Annotated in this window: 16 protein-coding genes; all 16 read left to right on the forward strand. The window is 51.8% G+C overall.

The window, feature by feature from the left end; genetic code table 11:
* Positions 1 to 68: 68 nt before the first annotated feature.
* The gene (locus HMPREF1548_RS19630; protein ID WP_021638241.1) at positions 69 to 1,238 is read left to right on the forward strand and encodes a 1-propanol dehydrogenase PduQ; all 1,170 of its coding nucleotides are present in this window, start codon (positions 69 to 71) and stop codon (positions 1,236 to 1,238) included.
* Complete coding sequence (gene eutS / locus HMPREF1548_RS19635) at positions 1,231 to 1,608, forward strand: ethanolamine utilization microcompartment protein EutS (RefSeq protein ID WP_021638242.1); 378 nt, start codon at positions 1,231 to 1,233, stop codon at positions 1,606 to 1,608. The genes HMPREF1548_RS19630 and eutS overlap by 8 nt, the downstream gene beginning before the upstream one ends.
* 40 nt (positions 1,609 to 1,648) lie before the next feature.
* Positions 1,649 to 2,113 (forward strand): EutP/PduV family microcompartment system protein, encoded by a 465-nt coding sequence (locus HMPREF1548_RS19640; RefSeq protein ID WP_021638243.1) that lies wholly within the window; start codon positions 1,649 to 1,651, stop codon positions 2,111 to 2,113.
* Positions 2,110 to 3,543 carry an ethanolamine ammonia-lyase reactivating factor EutA gene (locus HMPREF1548_RS19645; protein ID WP_035323005.1) on the forward strand — a complete coding sequence of 478 codons (1,434 nt, stop codon included), beginning with the start codon at positions 2,110 to 2,112 and terminating at the stop codon, positions 3,541 to 3,543. The genes HMPREF1548_RS19640 and HMPREF1548_RS19645 overlap by 4 nt, the downstream gene beginning before the upstream one ends.
* A gap of 3 nt (positions 3,544 to 3,546) precedes the next feature.
* On the forward strand, positions 3,547 to 4,914 hold the full coding sequence (locus tag HMPREF1548_RS19650) for an ethanolamine ammonia-lyase subunit EutB (RefSeq protein ID WP_021638245.1): 1,368 nt from the start codon (positions 3,547 to 3,549) through the stop codon (positions 4,912 to 4,914).
* A gap of 34 nt (positions 4,915 to 4,948) precedes the next feature.
* Entirely contained in the window at positions 4,949 to 5,908 is a 960-nt protein-coding gene (gene eutC / locus HMPREF1548_RS19655; protein ID WP_021638246.1) for an ethanolamine ammonia-lyase subunit EutC, read from the forward strand.
* Between the two features lie 12 nt (positions 5,909 to 5,920).
* Positions 5,921 to 6,574, forward strand: coding sequence for an ethanolamine utilization microcompartment protein EutL (gene eutL, locus HMPREF1548_RS19660; RefSeq protein ID WP_021638247.1), 654 nt, complete (start codon positions 5,921 to 5,923; stop codon positions 6,572 to 6,574).
* Between the two features lie 15 nt (positions 6,575 to 6,589).
* Positions 6,590 to 8,086 carry an acetaldehyde dehydrogenase (acetylating) gene (locus tag HMPREF1548_RS19665; protein WP_021638248.1) on the forward strand — a complete coding sequence of 499 codons (1,497 nt, stop codon included), beginning with the start codon at positions 6,590 to 6,592 and terminating at the stop codon, positions 8,084 to 8,086.
* Positions 8,087 to 8,159: 73 nt separating this feature from the next.
* Positions 8,160 to 8,459, forward strand: coding sequence for a BMC domain-containing protein (locus tag HMPREF1548_RS19670; protein ID WP_021638249.1), 300 nt, complete (start codon positions 8,160 to 8,162; stop codon positions 8,457 to 8,459).
* Between the two features lie 18 nt (positions 8,460 to 8,477).
* Entirely contained in the window at positions 8,478 to 9,182 is a 705-nt protein-coding gene (locus HMPREF1548_RS19675) for an ATP--cob(I)alamin adenosyltransferase (protein ID WP_021638250.1), read from the forward strand.
* Positions 9,183 to 9,227: 45 nt separating this feature from the next.
* On the forward strand, positions 9,228 to 9,890 hold the full coding sequence (pduL, locus tag HMPREF1548_RS19680) for a phosphate propanoyltransferase (protein WP_021638251.1): 663 nt from the start codon (positions 9,228 to 9,230) through the stop codon (positions 9,888 to 9,890).
* The gene (locus tag HMPREF1548_RS19685; protein WP_021638252.1) at positions 9,856 to 10,149 is read left to right on the forward strand and encodes a hypothetical protein; all 294 of its coding nucleotides are present in this window, start codon (positions 9,856 to 9,858) and stop codon (positions 10,147 to 10,149) included. The genes pduL and HMPREF1548_RS19685 overlap by 35 nt, the downstream gene beginning before the upstream one ends.
* Positions 10,146 to 10,418, forward strand: coding sequence for a EutN/CcmL family microcompartment protein (locus tag HMPREF1548_RS19690; RefSeq protein ID WP_021638253.1), 273 nt, complete (start codon positions 10,146 to 10,148; stop codon positions 10,416 to 10,418). The genes HMPREF1548_RS19685 and HMPREF1548_RS19690 overlap by 4 nt, the downstream gene beginning before the upstream one ends.
* 159 nt (positions 10,419 to 10,577) lie before the next feature.
* Entirely contained in the window at positions 10,578 to 11,171 is a 594-nt protein-coding gene (locus tag HMPREF1548_RS19695) for a helix-turn-helix domain-containing protein (RefSeq protein ID WP_021638254.1), read from the forward strand.
* Between the two features lie 233 nt (positions 11,172 to 11,404).
* Positions 11,405 to 12,652, forward strand: coding sequence for a cytosine permease (gene codB, locus HMPREF1548_RS19700; protein ID WP_025488833.1), 1,248 nt, complete (start codon positions 11,405 to 11,407; stop codon positions 12,650 to 12,652).
* 68 nt (positions 12,653 to 12,720) lie between these two features.
* Complete coding sequence (gene codA, locus HMPREF1548_RS19705) at positions 12,721 to 13,956, forward strand: cytosine deaminase (protein ID WP_021638257.1); 1,236 nt, start codon at positions 12,721 to 12,723, stop codon at positions 13,954 to 13,956.
* Positions 13,957 to 13,982 lie beyond the last annotated feature (26 nt).

Consider the following 13,982-nt stretch of genomic DNA (forward strand, 5'->3'; position numbering starts at 1 on the left):
TGCACGGCACTGCCTGAGCGGCAGTATGGCCGGAGTGGCGGGATAACTGTAAGACGAGGAGGTGTATAATGCAGGCATTTTATCTGGGAACCCGCATTTTTTCCGGGAAAGAAGGGCTGAAGGAGGCCATGGGAGATTCGCAGAGAATTTTCCTGGTGACGGACAGCTTTCTGGAACAAAGCAAAAAAAGTGCATATATCACGGAAATACTGGAAAAGGAAGGAAAAGCCTGGCAGGTTTTTTCAGAGGTAAAACCTGATCCGGATACGGAAACGATCAGCCGGGGTGTCTGCCGCCTTCTTGAATTCCGGCCGGACTGCATTGTGGCTTTCGGAGGCGGTTCCGCTCTCGACGCAGCCAAAGGGATCCGGTATTTTGCCGCGGGACAGGGAGGTGGAAGATGCCGTTTCATTGCGGTTCCCACCACCAGTGGTACCGGTTCCGAGGTAAGCTGCTTTGCGATTATCAGCAACAGGGAAAAGGCGGTGAAGTATCCGCTTGTAACGCAGGAGCTTCTTCCGGACGCGGCGGTGCTGGATGCCGGGCTGGTATGCTCTGCGCCGCCCGGAGTAACGGCGGCAACGGGAATGGATGTCATGACTCATGCGTTGGAAGCCTATGTGGCAGCAGGCGCCAATGATTTCACAGACGCGGCGGCAGAGAAAGCCCTTCTTCTGGTAAAAGAATACCTTCCGGAGGTTTATCGCAGCCCCCTGGATCTGTATGCCAGGGAACGGATGCACAATGCGTCCTGCCTGGCCGGGATGGCATTCAGCAATGCCGGGCTGGGGCTGAACCATGGCATGGCGCATACCCTGGGCCAGCATTTTCATATTCCCCATGGAACGGCAAATGCGATGCTGCTTCCATGGGTCCTGGCCTTTAATGCTTTTGGCTCGAAGGCACGGGAAAAACGGATAAATCAAACAACGGAAAAATACGCCAGGATAGCGGCGCTCTACGGAATGGATGGTTTCAGTAAAGAAGAGAGCGTCTGGCGTCTGATCCGTTACATTAAGCAGCTGGTCAGAAGGTTGGGGCTTCCGGAAAGCATTCAGGGGGCCGGTATAGAAAGAAAATGCTTTGAGGCGGCGTTGAAGGAAATGGCGGCGGCAGCGCTTCAGGATCCCAGCACCGGGACAAATCCCGAACGCTGTACGCAGGAAGAGGTAATTGAACTTTTCCGGAAAGCCTATGACGGGCGGGGCAGTCGAAAGGAAGGGGATCGGTATGAATGATTATGAAACAGAAGGGGCAGGCGCGGCATTTCAAGGAAAAACAAGAATTATCCAGGAATTTGTCCCCGGGAAACAGGTGACTTTAGCCCATGTAATTCCCCATCCGGTACAGGATTTGTATCCTAAAATGGGGCTGATAGACGCAGAGGGCGCCATTGGGATTTTTACAATTACGCCCAGTGAAGGGGCGATTATAGCGGCGGATGTGGCAAGCAAAGCGGCGGATGTGAAAATCGGATTCGTGGATCGTTTCAACGGATCGTTGATTATTACAGGCGATGTGGCCGGCGTGGAAGCGGCGCTGCATGATGTGATCCAGGTACTTTGTGAAACGATGGGGTTTACGGCTGCCAACATAACAAGATCCTGATATTGTTTTGCGTATTCAGGACAGAGAACAGGGAATACATATGAAACAGAAAAAAAGGGCTATCCTAATCGGCCGTTCCATGGCGGGAAAGACCACGCTGTGTCAGTTCCTGTATCATGAGGAACTCAAATATCATAAAACACAGACTGTGCAGCTTATCAACGACAGCATGATAGATACGCCGGGGGAATATCTGGAACGTGTCCGAATGAGAGGAGCGCTGAACGTAACGGCCGTTGACGCTGATTTGATAATTTTTGTCCAGGACGCCGGGGAGGGCGGAACCATGTTCCCTCCCGGTTATGCCAGTAACTTTGCAAAGCCCTGTATCGGCATTATTACCAAAAGCGATAAGGCGGACAGAAAGATGCTGGAGAATGCGGCAGGCTTTTTACGCCAGGCCGGCGCGGAGCATATTTTTGTGACAAGCAGTTTTCTGGGAACCGGTTTTGAAGAGCTGCGTTCCTGGCTAGAGGACTTCGGCGGGCAGGGGGGAATGCTTTGAAAGAAACCATATGCAGCGTAGGTATTGATATCGGAACTTCGACGACGCAGCTGGTATTCAGCCGGTTGACCATGGAGAACCGGTCCGCCGGCAGCAGGATACCCCGGATTGAAATCGTGGAGAAAGAGATTGCTTACAGAAGCCCCATTTATTTTACGCCTCTGCGGACAGAAGACAGAATTGATGCCGGGCGGCTGAAGGAAATCCTGAAAAAGGAATATGTGCAGGCCCAAATCCGGCCGGAGGATGTGAAAACCGGGGCGGTGATCATTACCGGGGAAACCGCCCGGATGGAAAATGCAGAGGAGGTTCTGCGCGCGGTCAGTGATATGGCAGGAGAGTTTGTCGTATCCACGGCGGGGCCGGACCTGGAATCGGTTTTGTCCGGGAAGGGAGCCGGCGCGGATATGCTTTCCCGGAGGACGGGAAAGGTTACCGCAAATCTGGATATCGGCGGCGGAACCAGCAATATTGCAGTATTTGAAAAAGGGGAATTCGCAGGCTGCGCATGCCTGGACATCGGGGGACGCCTGATTCGGATAAAGGACAGCCGGATTGAGAGCATTTCGCCCAGACTGCTGAAGCTTCTGGAGCATTACCGGATAAATATAAGAGAGGGGGAACGGGCGGATATACAGGAACTCAAAAGGCTGTGTGCCATCCTTGCCTCCCAGCTTGCGCAGGCGCTGTATAAGGAAGAACAGTCTCCGCTGCATGAAAAGCTGTATACCAATAACGGAAAATTGCTGCCCCGGAAGCCGGTGGTGGAAGCCGTCACATACTCCGGAGGCGTAGGCGCCTGCATCTACGGGGAAGAAAAAGACCCCTTCCGTTATGGTGATATGGGAATTCTGCTTGCGGAAGCGATCCGGGAACAGCCAGCCCTCGGTTCTCTGTCCGTTTACCGGCCTTCGGAAACGATCCGCGCCACTGTTGTGGGCGCGGGAATGCATACGACCGCCATCAGCGGCAGCACCATCTGCTGCCAGAGCGATCTGCTGCCTTTGAAAAATATACCGGTGCTCCGTCTTCGTGAAGCGGAGGAGGGGAATCCTGAAACGCTTGCGTCTGCAATCCGTTCAGGGGTGAAGCTTTACGGTTTGGACACAGGAACTCTGGCAATTGCCCTGTCCGGGAAAAACAGCCGCAGCTTTTCGCAGATACAGCTGTTGGCCGAAGGGCTTGTACAGGGAGCAAAGGATATCATCCGCAGAGGAGGTCCGGTGATTGCCATTGTGGAGGAGGATATCGGAAAGGCCCTGGGGAATGCGTTAAAGGCCCGCATCCATAATAACTGCGGGGTGCTGTGTGTGGACAGCATCCATGCGGAAAGCGGGGATTATGTGGATATCGGGGAGCCGCTGGCAGGCGGCGCGGTAGTTCCCGTAGTTGTGAAAACGCTCATTCTGAATGCGCGGGAATCGAGGTGAGACATGGTTTTAAAGACGAAATTATTCGGAAAGGTATATGAATTCCAAAGCCTGCGGGAAGTCATGGCAAAGGCAAATGAAGAAAAGTCAGGCGATGCGCTGGCTGGCATTGCCGCTTCCTGCAACGAGGAGCGGGTGGCGGCAAAGGCTGTGCTTGCCGGGCTGACATTATCCGACCTGCGTGAAAATCCTGCCGTTCCCTATGAAGAGGATGAGGTTACCAGAATTATTCAGGATGATATAAACGAAACCATTTATAACAGCATCCGTTCCTGGACGGTGGGTGAATTGAGGGAATGGCTGCTGGATATCCATACAACAAATGAAATGATACGGAAGATATCCAGGGGCCTGACCAGCGAAATGATAGCCGCGGTCTGTAAGCTGATGGGAAATCTGGATTTGATTTACGCAGCATCCAAAATCCAGGTGACCTCCCACTGCAATACCACGATCGGCCTGCCCGGCACTTTTTCCTCGCGGCTGCAGCCAAACCACACCACGGACAATCCGGCCGGCATCATGGCATCCGTAATGGAAGGGCTCAGCTATGGCTGCGGTGATGCGGTAATCGGCCTGAATCCTGTGGATGGGACCGGAGGAAGCGTGGAACGGATCCTGAAAAGCTTTGATGAGTTTAAAAACCGCTGGGAGGTGCCCACACAGACGTGTGTGCTGGCGCATATAACAACGCAGATGGAAGCCGTAGAAAAAAGGAAAGCCCCGGCAGATTTGATTTTTCAGTCAATCGCAGGATCCCAGAAAGGAAATGAAGCCTTTGGGCTGACGGCAAAAATGCTGCAGGATGCCAATGATTTGATGCTTGAACGCGGAACCGGAACCGGGCCGAATGTCCTTTATCTGGAAACCGGGCAGGGCTCGGAGCTGTCATCGGATTCCCACAATGGCTGGGATCAGGTGACCATGGAAGCCAGATGCTATGGTTTTGCACGGCATTACCGTCCCTTTCTTTTGAATACCGTGGTTGGTTTTATCGGCCCGGAATATCTTTATGATTCCAAACAGGTAATCCGCGCCGGGCTGGAGGATCATTTTATGGGAAAGCTTTCGGGAATCCCCATGGGATGCGACGCCTGCTATACCAATCATATGAAGGCAGATCAAAATGACATAGAGAATCTGTCCGTACTGCTGGCTGCGGCAAAATGCAATTATATCATAGGAGTACCTCAGGGAGATGACTGTATGCTGATGTATCAGAGCGCTGCCTACCATGATATGGCGGCTTTGCGGGAAATTTTCAATCTGCGTCCGGTCAGGGAGTTCGACAGATGGCTGGAAAAAATGGGCTTCTCCGAAGATGGAAAGCTGACGGATCTGGCTGGGGACGGTTCCGTTTTTCTTGTATGAGACAACAAGACGGGCGGTACGGAAGGGAGCGGATATGGAAAATATAAGTGAAGCATTGCTGAAGGAATTAATTGAAAGCGTGCTGGAGGGCAGGAGTGTCCGTCAGGAAGGAACGGCCGGGCTCCTTTTGGAAGAACGGGAAAAGGAACGGGATCCAACGCAGTTACCATATACGGATCTGCCGGCCAAAGAAGACGGCGGTGAGAATAGGAAGGAAGATGACTGTGGGGAAACGGATTGTCCTGATATGACGGCGTATGATGTGAGAGAACAATATCTGGTGGAAAATCCGGTGAACCGAGAGGCCTTTGCTGATTTGAAGAGGAATGCGCCCTGCCGCCTGGGGATAGGAAAAGCGGGAGCAAGGTGCAAAACCCTGCCCATGCTGCAGTTTCAGGCGGCCCATTCAGCGGCGCAGGATGCGGTTTTTTCCGATGTGGATCCGAAGGTTCTTGAGGAACTGGGATTATTCCAGGTGCAGACTCAATGTGAAAGCAAGGATATATTTCTGACAAGACCGGATCTGGGCCGGAAGCTGAATGAAGAGGGGCTGCGGCTGATAAAGGAACGGTGCAGGCAGAAGCCGCAGGTACAGCTTTTTGTAGCCGATGGGCTCAGCAGCGCTGCGGTAAATGCGAATGTGAAGGAAGTGCTCCCAAGCATGGCACAGGGACTTGAGGGCTATGGAATTGAAATGGGAACCCCCTTTTTTGTCAAGTATGGCAGAGTGGGAGTCATGGATCAGATTTCAGAGCTGACAGGAGCCAGGGTTACCTGTGTGCTGATTGGTGAACGGCCGGGGCTTCTGACCGCGGAATCCATGTCCGCGTATCTTGTATTTCAGGGCTATGTGGGAATCCCGGAATCCAGAAGAACTGTGGTTTCCAACATCCATGGAAGGGGGACGGTTCCGGCGGAAGCGGGCGCGCATATCGCAGATGTTATAAAAAAGATATTGGAAACTGAAAAAAGCGGTACACAGCTGGCACTGTAGCGGGGAAGAAAAATGATTGGAGATCTCATAAAAGCGGAAATCCTGGCAGCAAAGATAATACCTGATGTCCATCCGGAGCTGGCGGGAAGCCTGGAGCTGGGAAGCGGCAGGCATTCATTGGGGCTGCTTACCTGTAGCAGTGATGACGTTGCTTATACCGCTCTGGACGAGGCGACGAAAAAAGCCGATGTAAAAGTGGTGTATGCCAGGAGCCTTTATGCCGGGAGCAAGAATGCGACCACCCGATTTGCAGGGGAGTTCATAGGCATACTGGCAGGACCGGATCCTGAACAGGTGCGCAGCGGTCTGGAGGCGTGTGAGGAATATATCCAAAACAGTGCATTTTTCCATTCGGCGAATGAGGAAGATTCCGTCATCTATTATGCGCAGTGCATATCCAGGACCGGGAGCTTTCTGGCCAAACAGGCGGGAATCCGGGAGGGGGAGAGTCTGGCATATCTGATAGCGCCTCCTTTAGAGGCGGTTTACGGACTGGACGCAGCCATGAAGGCGGCGCAGGTGAAGCTTTGTGTCTTTTACGGACCGCCGACGGAGACTAATTTTGCCGGCGGCCTGCTTACCGGCAGCCAGGAATCCTGCCGGGCGGCATGCGATGCCTTTGCCAGGGCCGTGGAACTGACGGCGTCGGGGCCAAGGGATATTTAGAAAGGAAGTGACGGGGTGCAGCTATATGATAAGGACCTTCTGTCTGTGCAGGAGGTAAGAACGCTGGTGGAGAAGGCCAAGAACGCACAGAAGGAGCTGGCTTTGAAAAATCAGCGGGAGGTGGATGAAATTGTCAGCTCCATCGCGGAGGCAGGGGTAAGAAATGCCCGCAGGCTTGCGAAAATGGCGTGTGAAGAGACCTGCTTTGGAATCTGTGACGATAAGGCGGTAAAGAATGTATTCGCCAGCAGAGGCGTGTATGAACATATCCGGGATATGAAGACAATTGGGGAACTGGAATATAATCCGGAAAAAAAACTGAGGAAAATTGCGGTGCCGGTGGGAGTGATTGCAGGGCTGATACCTTCTACCAATCCCACGTCAACAGCACTTTACAAATCGGAAATAGCGGTAAAATCGGGGAATGCCATTGTGTTTTCCCCTCATCCCAACGCGAGGAACTGTATTCTGGAAACCGTGAAGGTAATCCGGCAGGCCATTGCGGAGGCCGGCGGAAACGAGGATCTGGTAAGCTGCATTACCATTCCCACCGTCCAGGCTACGGACAATCTGCTGAAGCATCCGGATATTTCCCTCATCCTGGCCACAGGCGGTACAGCTATGGTCCGGGCGGCCTATTCCTCCGGAACGCCGGCTATCGGCGTGGGACCGGGAAATGGGCCTGCATATATTGAACGCACTGCGGATATCCCTCTTGCCGTAAAGCGGATTATGGATTCCAAGACCTTCGATAATGGGACAATCTGTGCATCGGAGCAGTCTGTTATCTGTGAGGAGGACCAGAAGGAGGAAATACAAAAGGAAATGGAGCGCCAGGGGGCTTATTTCCTGACGCCGGAACAGCGCAGAAAGCTGGGAGGCTTTATCCTGCGCGCCAACGGCACAATGAATCCCATGATAGTGGGACGCAGCGCGGAGGAGATTGCCAGGCTTTCCGGCATTACGATTCCCGGAGGGACCAGGGTCCTGGTGGCGCAAGAGGACGGTGTGGGCCGTGAACACCCTTATTCCAATGAAAAACTGGCTCCTATCCTGGCTTTTTATGTGGGAAAGGATTACAGGCAGGTATGTGATATCTGCTGCCAGATCCTGCATTATGAAGGCGCAGGCCATACCTTCAGCATTCATACCAAGGATCGGGATATGGTGGATTACTTTGCAAAAAGGGTGCCGGTTTCCCGGGTTGTGGTAAATACGCCGGGAGCTCTGGGAGGCATCGGAGGTACTACCGGACTGATGCCGGCTCTGACCTTGGGCTGCGGTGCGGTAGGAGGGTCCGCCACCTCGGAAAATGTGGGCCCGTTTCATCTTATGAATGTACGGTATGTGGCAGAGGGACTGCGGGAACTGTCGGATATCAGGGCAGAGATGCCGGGAGCGTCTGAGGAGAAAATTAAAGTACAGGGAAATGCTCCAGAAGACGGCTGTATGCAGCAGATGGAGATTGAAGAGATAGTGGAACAAATTATCAAACGTCTCAGAAGTATGTAATACATAAAACAATAATATAAGAAGAGTCCATTTATGGCAGGCCGCAAGCAAGGCGGCAGAAAGAGAGGAAAGTATGGCATCTTTACAGGCACTGGGAATGGTGGAAACAAAGGGGCTGGTGGCAGCGATTGAAGCGGCGGATGCGATGGTAAAAGCTGCGAATGTAACATTAATAGGAAAAGAACGGATCGGCAGCGGCCTGGTTACCGTCATGGTACGCGGAGATGTGGGCGCGGTGAAATCAGCGGTGGATGCGGGAGCGGCAGCTGCGGAACGAGTGGGCGAGCTGGTAAGCGTTCATGTCATTCCCCGCCCTCATGAAGAAGTGGAATTCATTCTTCCAAATCAGGTGGCAGGAAACGGAAAAGCTTAATGCTAAGGAGACGGCAGGATGAAGGTGATAACCGAAGAAAAGCTGCGTAAGGAGCTGGGAAGGGACTGTCCTGCATTTTACTGTATTCCCGAAGGGACGCTCCTGACTCCCGCGGCAAGAGAATACCTGCAGCAAAAAAGCATACGGATTATCCCAAAGGATCAGCGAAAGGAAGAAAAAAGCAGCAGGAAGGCCAGGGAAAAACCGGAAGAAATGACTTCCTTAAGGGACGATATTCTGGTGGGAAAGTCACATCCGGTTATCCGTTTCCGGGGAAGCCTGGACAGCCTGCAGGCCCTTATTGTCCTGTATCAGGTAGTGCTGCAGGAAGAGGGAGTGGATGAAAAGCTGCTGGAGGATCTGGAGGAAATTCTGGGTGTTCTCAGGCAGATGATGCGATGTGAAGTGCTTGAAGAAGACTTCCGGTTCGAATCCATTCTCGGACTTACGTCGCAGCAGTTAAGGGAACAATCCCATGATCCGCAGAAGAATTATGGGATTGCGCCGATGCAGCTGCCCTCCTGGAAATTTGGTAAAGGTTATGCCATGCTGAATCATCTGCGAACAGTGGTTCGCGAAACGGAAAGCGCTGCGGCGGAGGCATTCTGTACCAGGGAGGGATGCAGCCGCCCGGATATTTTGGAAGGTCTGAACCGGATGTCCAGCGCCTTTCATATCATGATGTGCAGATATCAGACAGGAATGTATCAGAGGAAGATTTAAACCAGGAACAATCGGGCGGCAGGCAGAGGGAGGGAGAAGGAAAATATGGAGCAGCTTGTGGAAACGATCGTTCAGAAAATGCTTGCGGCGGGCCTGATAGAGGTGGAGGTATCTGCCAGACATGTGCATCTGACGAAACAGCGGATGGAACTTCTCTTTGGAAAGGATGCACAGCTGCATCCGGATAGATATTTATCTCAGCCGGGACAATTCCTGGCAAAGGAGAGGGTAACCCTTTACGGGTCCAAAGGGATGCTGGAGCATGTGGCGGTCCTTGGCCCACTGCGTACCTATGATCAGGTGGAACTGTCAAAAAGCGACTGTGCGACGCTGGGGCTGAAAGGAATACCAATCCGGGAATCAGGCCGTCTGGAACAAAGCGGAAGTATTGTAATTGCAGGAGCTGCCGGACAGATACAGCTTGCCGGGGGAGTGATCACAGCACACAGGCACATTCATGCACCGAAGCATATTGCAGGAAAGCTGGGACTGAGGGACGGTGACCGGGTCAGAGTAAGGATGATAACAGAAAGGCCTGTTGTTTTTGAGGATGTAATTGTAAGAGTGGGAGAACAGTCCGGCTGGAGGATGCATATAGACTTTGATGAAGCCAATGCGGCGGCAGCTTCCGGCTTTACCCTGGGACAGATTCTTTTATTTGGGAAGAAGGAGGGTGAGGAAGATAGAAAACCGGAAGCTGCGGATTGAAGATATCTGCATTACCGTCATAGAAAGGCTGATCCGGCAGGGATATCTTGAATGGAAAAGGAAACCGGACGGAAAGACGGAAGAGGAAATGGAGGCAAAGCTGGACAAACATGTGATTCTGGAAAAGGATGTCAAAGAAATCGGTAATTCCGGGATCCGCAGGGCAGCAGTGGGAAAGAAGGCAATTATTACAGATCTGGCAAAAGAATATGCAGATAAAAAAGGAATTGTCATATACAGAGAAGAAGGTGATCTATGAAAACGGGAAAAGTCATCGGAAATATCTGGGCGACCAGAAAGGAAGAACGGCTTTCCGGGATGAAGCTGCTGATTGTTCAGCCCTTTAATCCGGCAGATGATACTGAAATTGAATTCCCGGTCGTCGCCTCCGATATTATAGGCGCCGGGATCGGAGAAAAGGTACTGTATGTAAACGGCAGCTCCGCAAGGGCTGCGGCGGGAGGACAGGAGATACCGGTGGATGCTGCCGTCGTGGCCATTATTGACGATCAGGAGATTATCAGATAGGCTGGCAGTCAGATGATGAATCCGGTGAGACGGTCTTACAAAGGCAGCAGACAAAAGAGTGGTAAATGTTGACAGCATTTTTTATTTTCTATAAAATAAAAATCAATAGCGGATATTATGGAAGACAGCGGAGAAGGATAAAATGAATGGAGAATAAGAATGAGTACGAGTACAGCAATTGGGGCAAAAGTCAAGATATTACGCATCGGAAAGGAAATGACAATCAAGCAGCTGAGTGAAGCCTGCGGATTGTCTGTGGGTTTTTTGTCTCAATTTGAGAGAGGGATATCCTCCATTGCCATTGATTCGTTGGAGACGATAGCGAATGTTCTTGGCGTACCGCTGTCGGAATTATTTGTGGAGACCGAGGATAAGGTTCCGACAGAAGAACCGGAGGATCCGGTTATGCATGGTATGGAGCTGATCCCGAGCCAGGCGAGCGCTCAGATGTATCAGTATATTTTAAAGCAGCCCCATACGGATTATGCTTTGCTTCCGCGTCTTTATACGCTTCTTCCGCCGGCAGGGGAGGAGGAAGTTCTGGAGATGTATTCTCATAAAGGGGAGGAATTCCTTTTTGTCCTGGAAGGCACAATTACCCTGTATCTGGAAGACCGGAAATATATCATGTACCCTGGCGACAGCATTCATTTTAATTCCTCCAAAAAACATAACTGGACGAATAAGACGGCAAGGATCGCGCGGATTCTTACAGTAAATTCCCCCAATCCTCTTAAGAAAAAAGAAGAATGAATAAACAGCATATCGCAGTTTGCCGATAATTGGAAAGAACCGTCCTCAGGGCGGTTTTTTCCGGCTGTTTCCCGTTTTTTGCATCAAAGATGCCGCGCCCGGGAAGGGGCTTCTTTTTTCACAGAAAATTAACTCCTCTTTCATCAAAATTTACCGTTGTGCACGCCCTCCGGATATGGTAGTATCTTAGGAAGAGTATTTTGGAGGAAAACAACAGGAGAGGAGACAAGATTTTGAGCACGAAAGAACAGAAAGTAAAAGTGGATGCGGATTATTCGCTGATGCCCGTTCCCAGACATGCCCGCCGGAATATCGTGACAATGTTCATGATCATGTTGGGGTTCACTTTTTTCTCAGCCAGTATGTGGACCGGACAGGAGCTGGGAATCGGACTTGATTTGAAAGGTTTCGTCGAAGCATTATTGCTGGGCGGCGCAATTCTTGGTATTTATACGGCACTACTGGCCTATGTTGGCTGTAAAACCGGATTATCCATGGATTTGCTGGCCCAGCATTCTTTTGGTAAAAAAGGCTCTTATCTGCCTTCCGCCCTCATCAGCTTCACACAGATAGGCTGGTTCGGCGTAGGCGTGGCCATGTTTGCCATTCCGGTTGCCAAACTGATTGCGCCGGACAAGCCGTGGGTGGTGCCGCTGCTGGTGGCCCTTGCGGGTATCTGCATGACCGGATCGGCCTTCTTCGGCATCCGGGCCATGACGATAGTAAGCTATATTTCCGTTCCCCTGATTGCCATGCTGGGAATTACGGCCATGATAATGGCGGTCCGCCAGGGAGATGCCTCCCTTGCTGAAAAATTTGCGGAAAGCCAGGGGCTTGGCGTCATCACCGGTGCGGGAATGGTTATCGGTTCCTTTGTCAGCGGCGGTACGGCAACCCCGAATTTTGCCAGATTTGCAAAGACGCCGAAAGCGGCTGTCTGGACCACTGCGATTGCCTTTTTCCTGGGAAACAGCCTGATGTTCTGCTTCGGTGCGTTCAGCGGCGTCTATGTGGGAGGCAACGATATTTTTGAGGTAATGATTGCCCTGAATCTCACCGTTTTCGCCATCATTGTCCTTGGCCTGAACATCTGGACCACCAATGACAATGCGCTTTATTCCGCGGGACTGGGGCTTTCCAATATCACGAAAATCAAGAAAAGCCCGCTGGTGCTCATTTCCGGCGCACTGGGAACCGTGGCCGCCATTTGGCTTTACAATAACTTTACGGGCTGGCTGAACATCCTTAACTGCACCCTGCCGCCTGTGGGCGCCATCCTGATTCTGGGTTATTTCTGCCATAAGGAGGATTATGACCAGGATAAGGAAAATACGCTGGAGGTGAACTGGTTTGCCATTGCCGGCGTAATCCTGGGAGCTGTTGTGGCGAATGTAGTCCCAGTGGGAATTGCATCTATCAACGGAATGGCCGTGGCGGTGGTCTGCTATCTTGTGGGTTTTGCGGCCGGCAGGAAAAAATAACTGTGAAGGCATTGCCAGCAGGAAAAGATAACAGTGAAGGTATCGCAGGCAGGAAAGGAAGAAAGTAAATGCTGATTAAGAATATTCATCTGGAAAACAGTGCGGAAACAACGGATATCAGAATAAACGATGGCGTGTTCGGGGAAATTGCGCCGTCCCTCCAGGCGCTGCCGGGAGAAGAGGTCATTGACGGAACCGGCAAAATGATTCTTCCGCCCTTTATTGAGTCCCATGTGCATCTGGACACCTGCCTGACGGCAGGAGATCCGGTCTGGAATATGTCCGGCACCTTATTTGAAGGCATTGAATGCTGGAGCAAACGGAAGGAAAAGCTGACGAAGCAGGATGTGAAGGAGCGGGCCGGAAGGGCCATCCGCATGCAGGCTGCAAACGGCGTGCAGTTCGTCCGCACCCATGTGGATGTGACGGATCCCAAACTGGTGGCCATGGAAGCCATGCTGGAGCTGAGGGAAGAGCTGAAAAATGAGGTTACCGTCCAGATTGTTGCCTTTCCCCAGGAGGGAATTTTAAGCTATCCCAACGGTAAAGCGCTGATGGAAAATGCTGTGAAGATGGGAGCCGACTGTGTGGGAGCCATTCCCCATTTTGAGTTTACAAGGGAATACAGTGTGGAATCCCTGAATTTTGCCATGGATCTTGCATACCGCTATGACAGGCTGGTGGATGTGCACTGCGATGAAATCGACGACGAAGCGTCCAGGGGGCTGGAGACGCTGGCGGCAAGGGCCTATGAAATGGAAATGTTCGATAAGGTGACGGCCAGCCATACCACTGCCATGCATTCTTATAATAATGCCTATGTGAACCGCCTGATGAGGCTGTTGAAAATGAGCCGTATCAACTTTGTGGCCAATCCGCTGGTGAATACGCATCTGCAGGGCCGCACAGATACCTATCCCAAACGACGCGGTGTAACGAGGGTGAAGGAGCTGCTGGAGGCCGGGCTGAACGTTTCCTTCGGCCATGACGATATTTTCGACCCCTGGTATCCGCTGGGAACCGGAAATATGCGGGATACCGTATTCATGGGCCTGCATGTATGCCAGATGATGGGATATCAGGATATCTGCGATTCCTATAAGCTCATCACCTATAACGCGGCCAGAACCCTGCATCTGGGAGAAAACTACGGCATCCGGGAAAAGAATCCCGCGGATTTCATCATCCTGAACGCGGATAATTTTTACGATGCCCTGAACAAAAAAAGTGAGGTGCTCTATTCCTTCCGGGGCGGGAAAATGCTTGCCAAAACCGTACCGGCGCAGACGGAGATCTGTTTCTAGCCGTCGTCTGTCATCTGAATTTGTCA

This window comes from Clostridium sp. KLE 1755 (assembly GCF_000466465.2).
GTDB classification, from domain to species: Bacteria; Bacillota; Clostridia; order Lachnospirales; family Lachnospiraceae; genus Eisenbergiella; species Eisenbergiella porci.

Bases quoted from the DNA above. Each gene is read 5' to 3' on its own strand.
- HMPREF1548_RS19630 (WP_021638241.1), top strand. From the start codon at position 69: ATGCAGGCATTTTATCTGGGAACCCGCATTTTTTCCGGGAAAGAAGGG.
- eutS (WP_021638242.1), top strand. From the start codon at position 1,231: ATGAATGATTATGAAACAGAAGGGGCAGGCGCGGCATTTCAAGGAAAA.
- HMPREF1548_RS19640 (WP_021638243.1), top strand. From the start codon at position 1,649: ATGAAACAGAAAAAAAGGGCTATCCTAATCGGCCGTTCCATGGCGGGA.
- HMPREF1548_RS19650 (WP_021638245.1), top strand. From the start codon at position 3,547: ATGGTTTTAAAGACGAAATTATTCGGAAAGGTATATGAATTCCAAAGC.
- eutC (WP_021638246.1), top strand. From the start codon at position 4,949: ATGGAAAATATAAGTGAAGCATTGCTGAAGGAATTAATTGAAAGCGTG.
- eutL (WP_021638247.1), top strand. From the start codon at position 5,921: ATGATTGGAGATCTCATAAAAGCGGAAATCCTGGCAGCAAAGATAATA.
- HMPREF1548_RS19670 (WP_021638249.1), top strand. From the start codon at position 8,160: ATGGCATCTTTACAGGCACTGGGAATGGTGGAAACAAAGGGGCTGGTG.
- HMPREF1548_RS19675 (WP_021638250.1), top strand. From the start codon at position 8,478: ATGAAGGTGATAACCGAAGAAAAGCTGCGTAAGGAGCTGGGAAGGGAC.
- pduL (WP_021638251.1), top strand. From the start codon at position 9,228: ATGGAGCAGCTTGTGGAAACGATCGTTCAGAAAATGCTTGCGGCGGGC.
- HMPREF1548_RS19690 (WP_021638253.1), top strand. From the start codon at position 10,146: ATGAAAACGGGAAAAGTCATCGGAAATATCTGGGCGACCAGAAAGGAA.
- HMPREF1548_RS19695 (WP_021638254.1), top strand. From the start codon at position 10,578: ATGAGTACGAGTACAGCAATTGGGGCAAAAGTCAAGATATTACGCATC.
- codA (WP_021638257.1), top strand. From the start codon at position 12,721: ATGCTGATTAAGAATATTCATCTGGAAAACAGTGCGGAAACAACGGAT.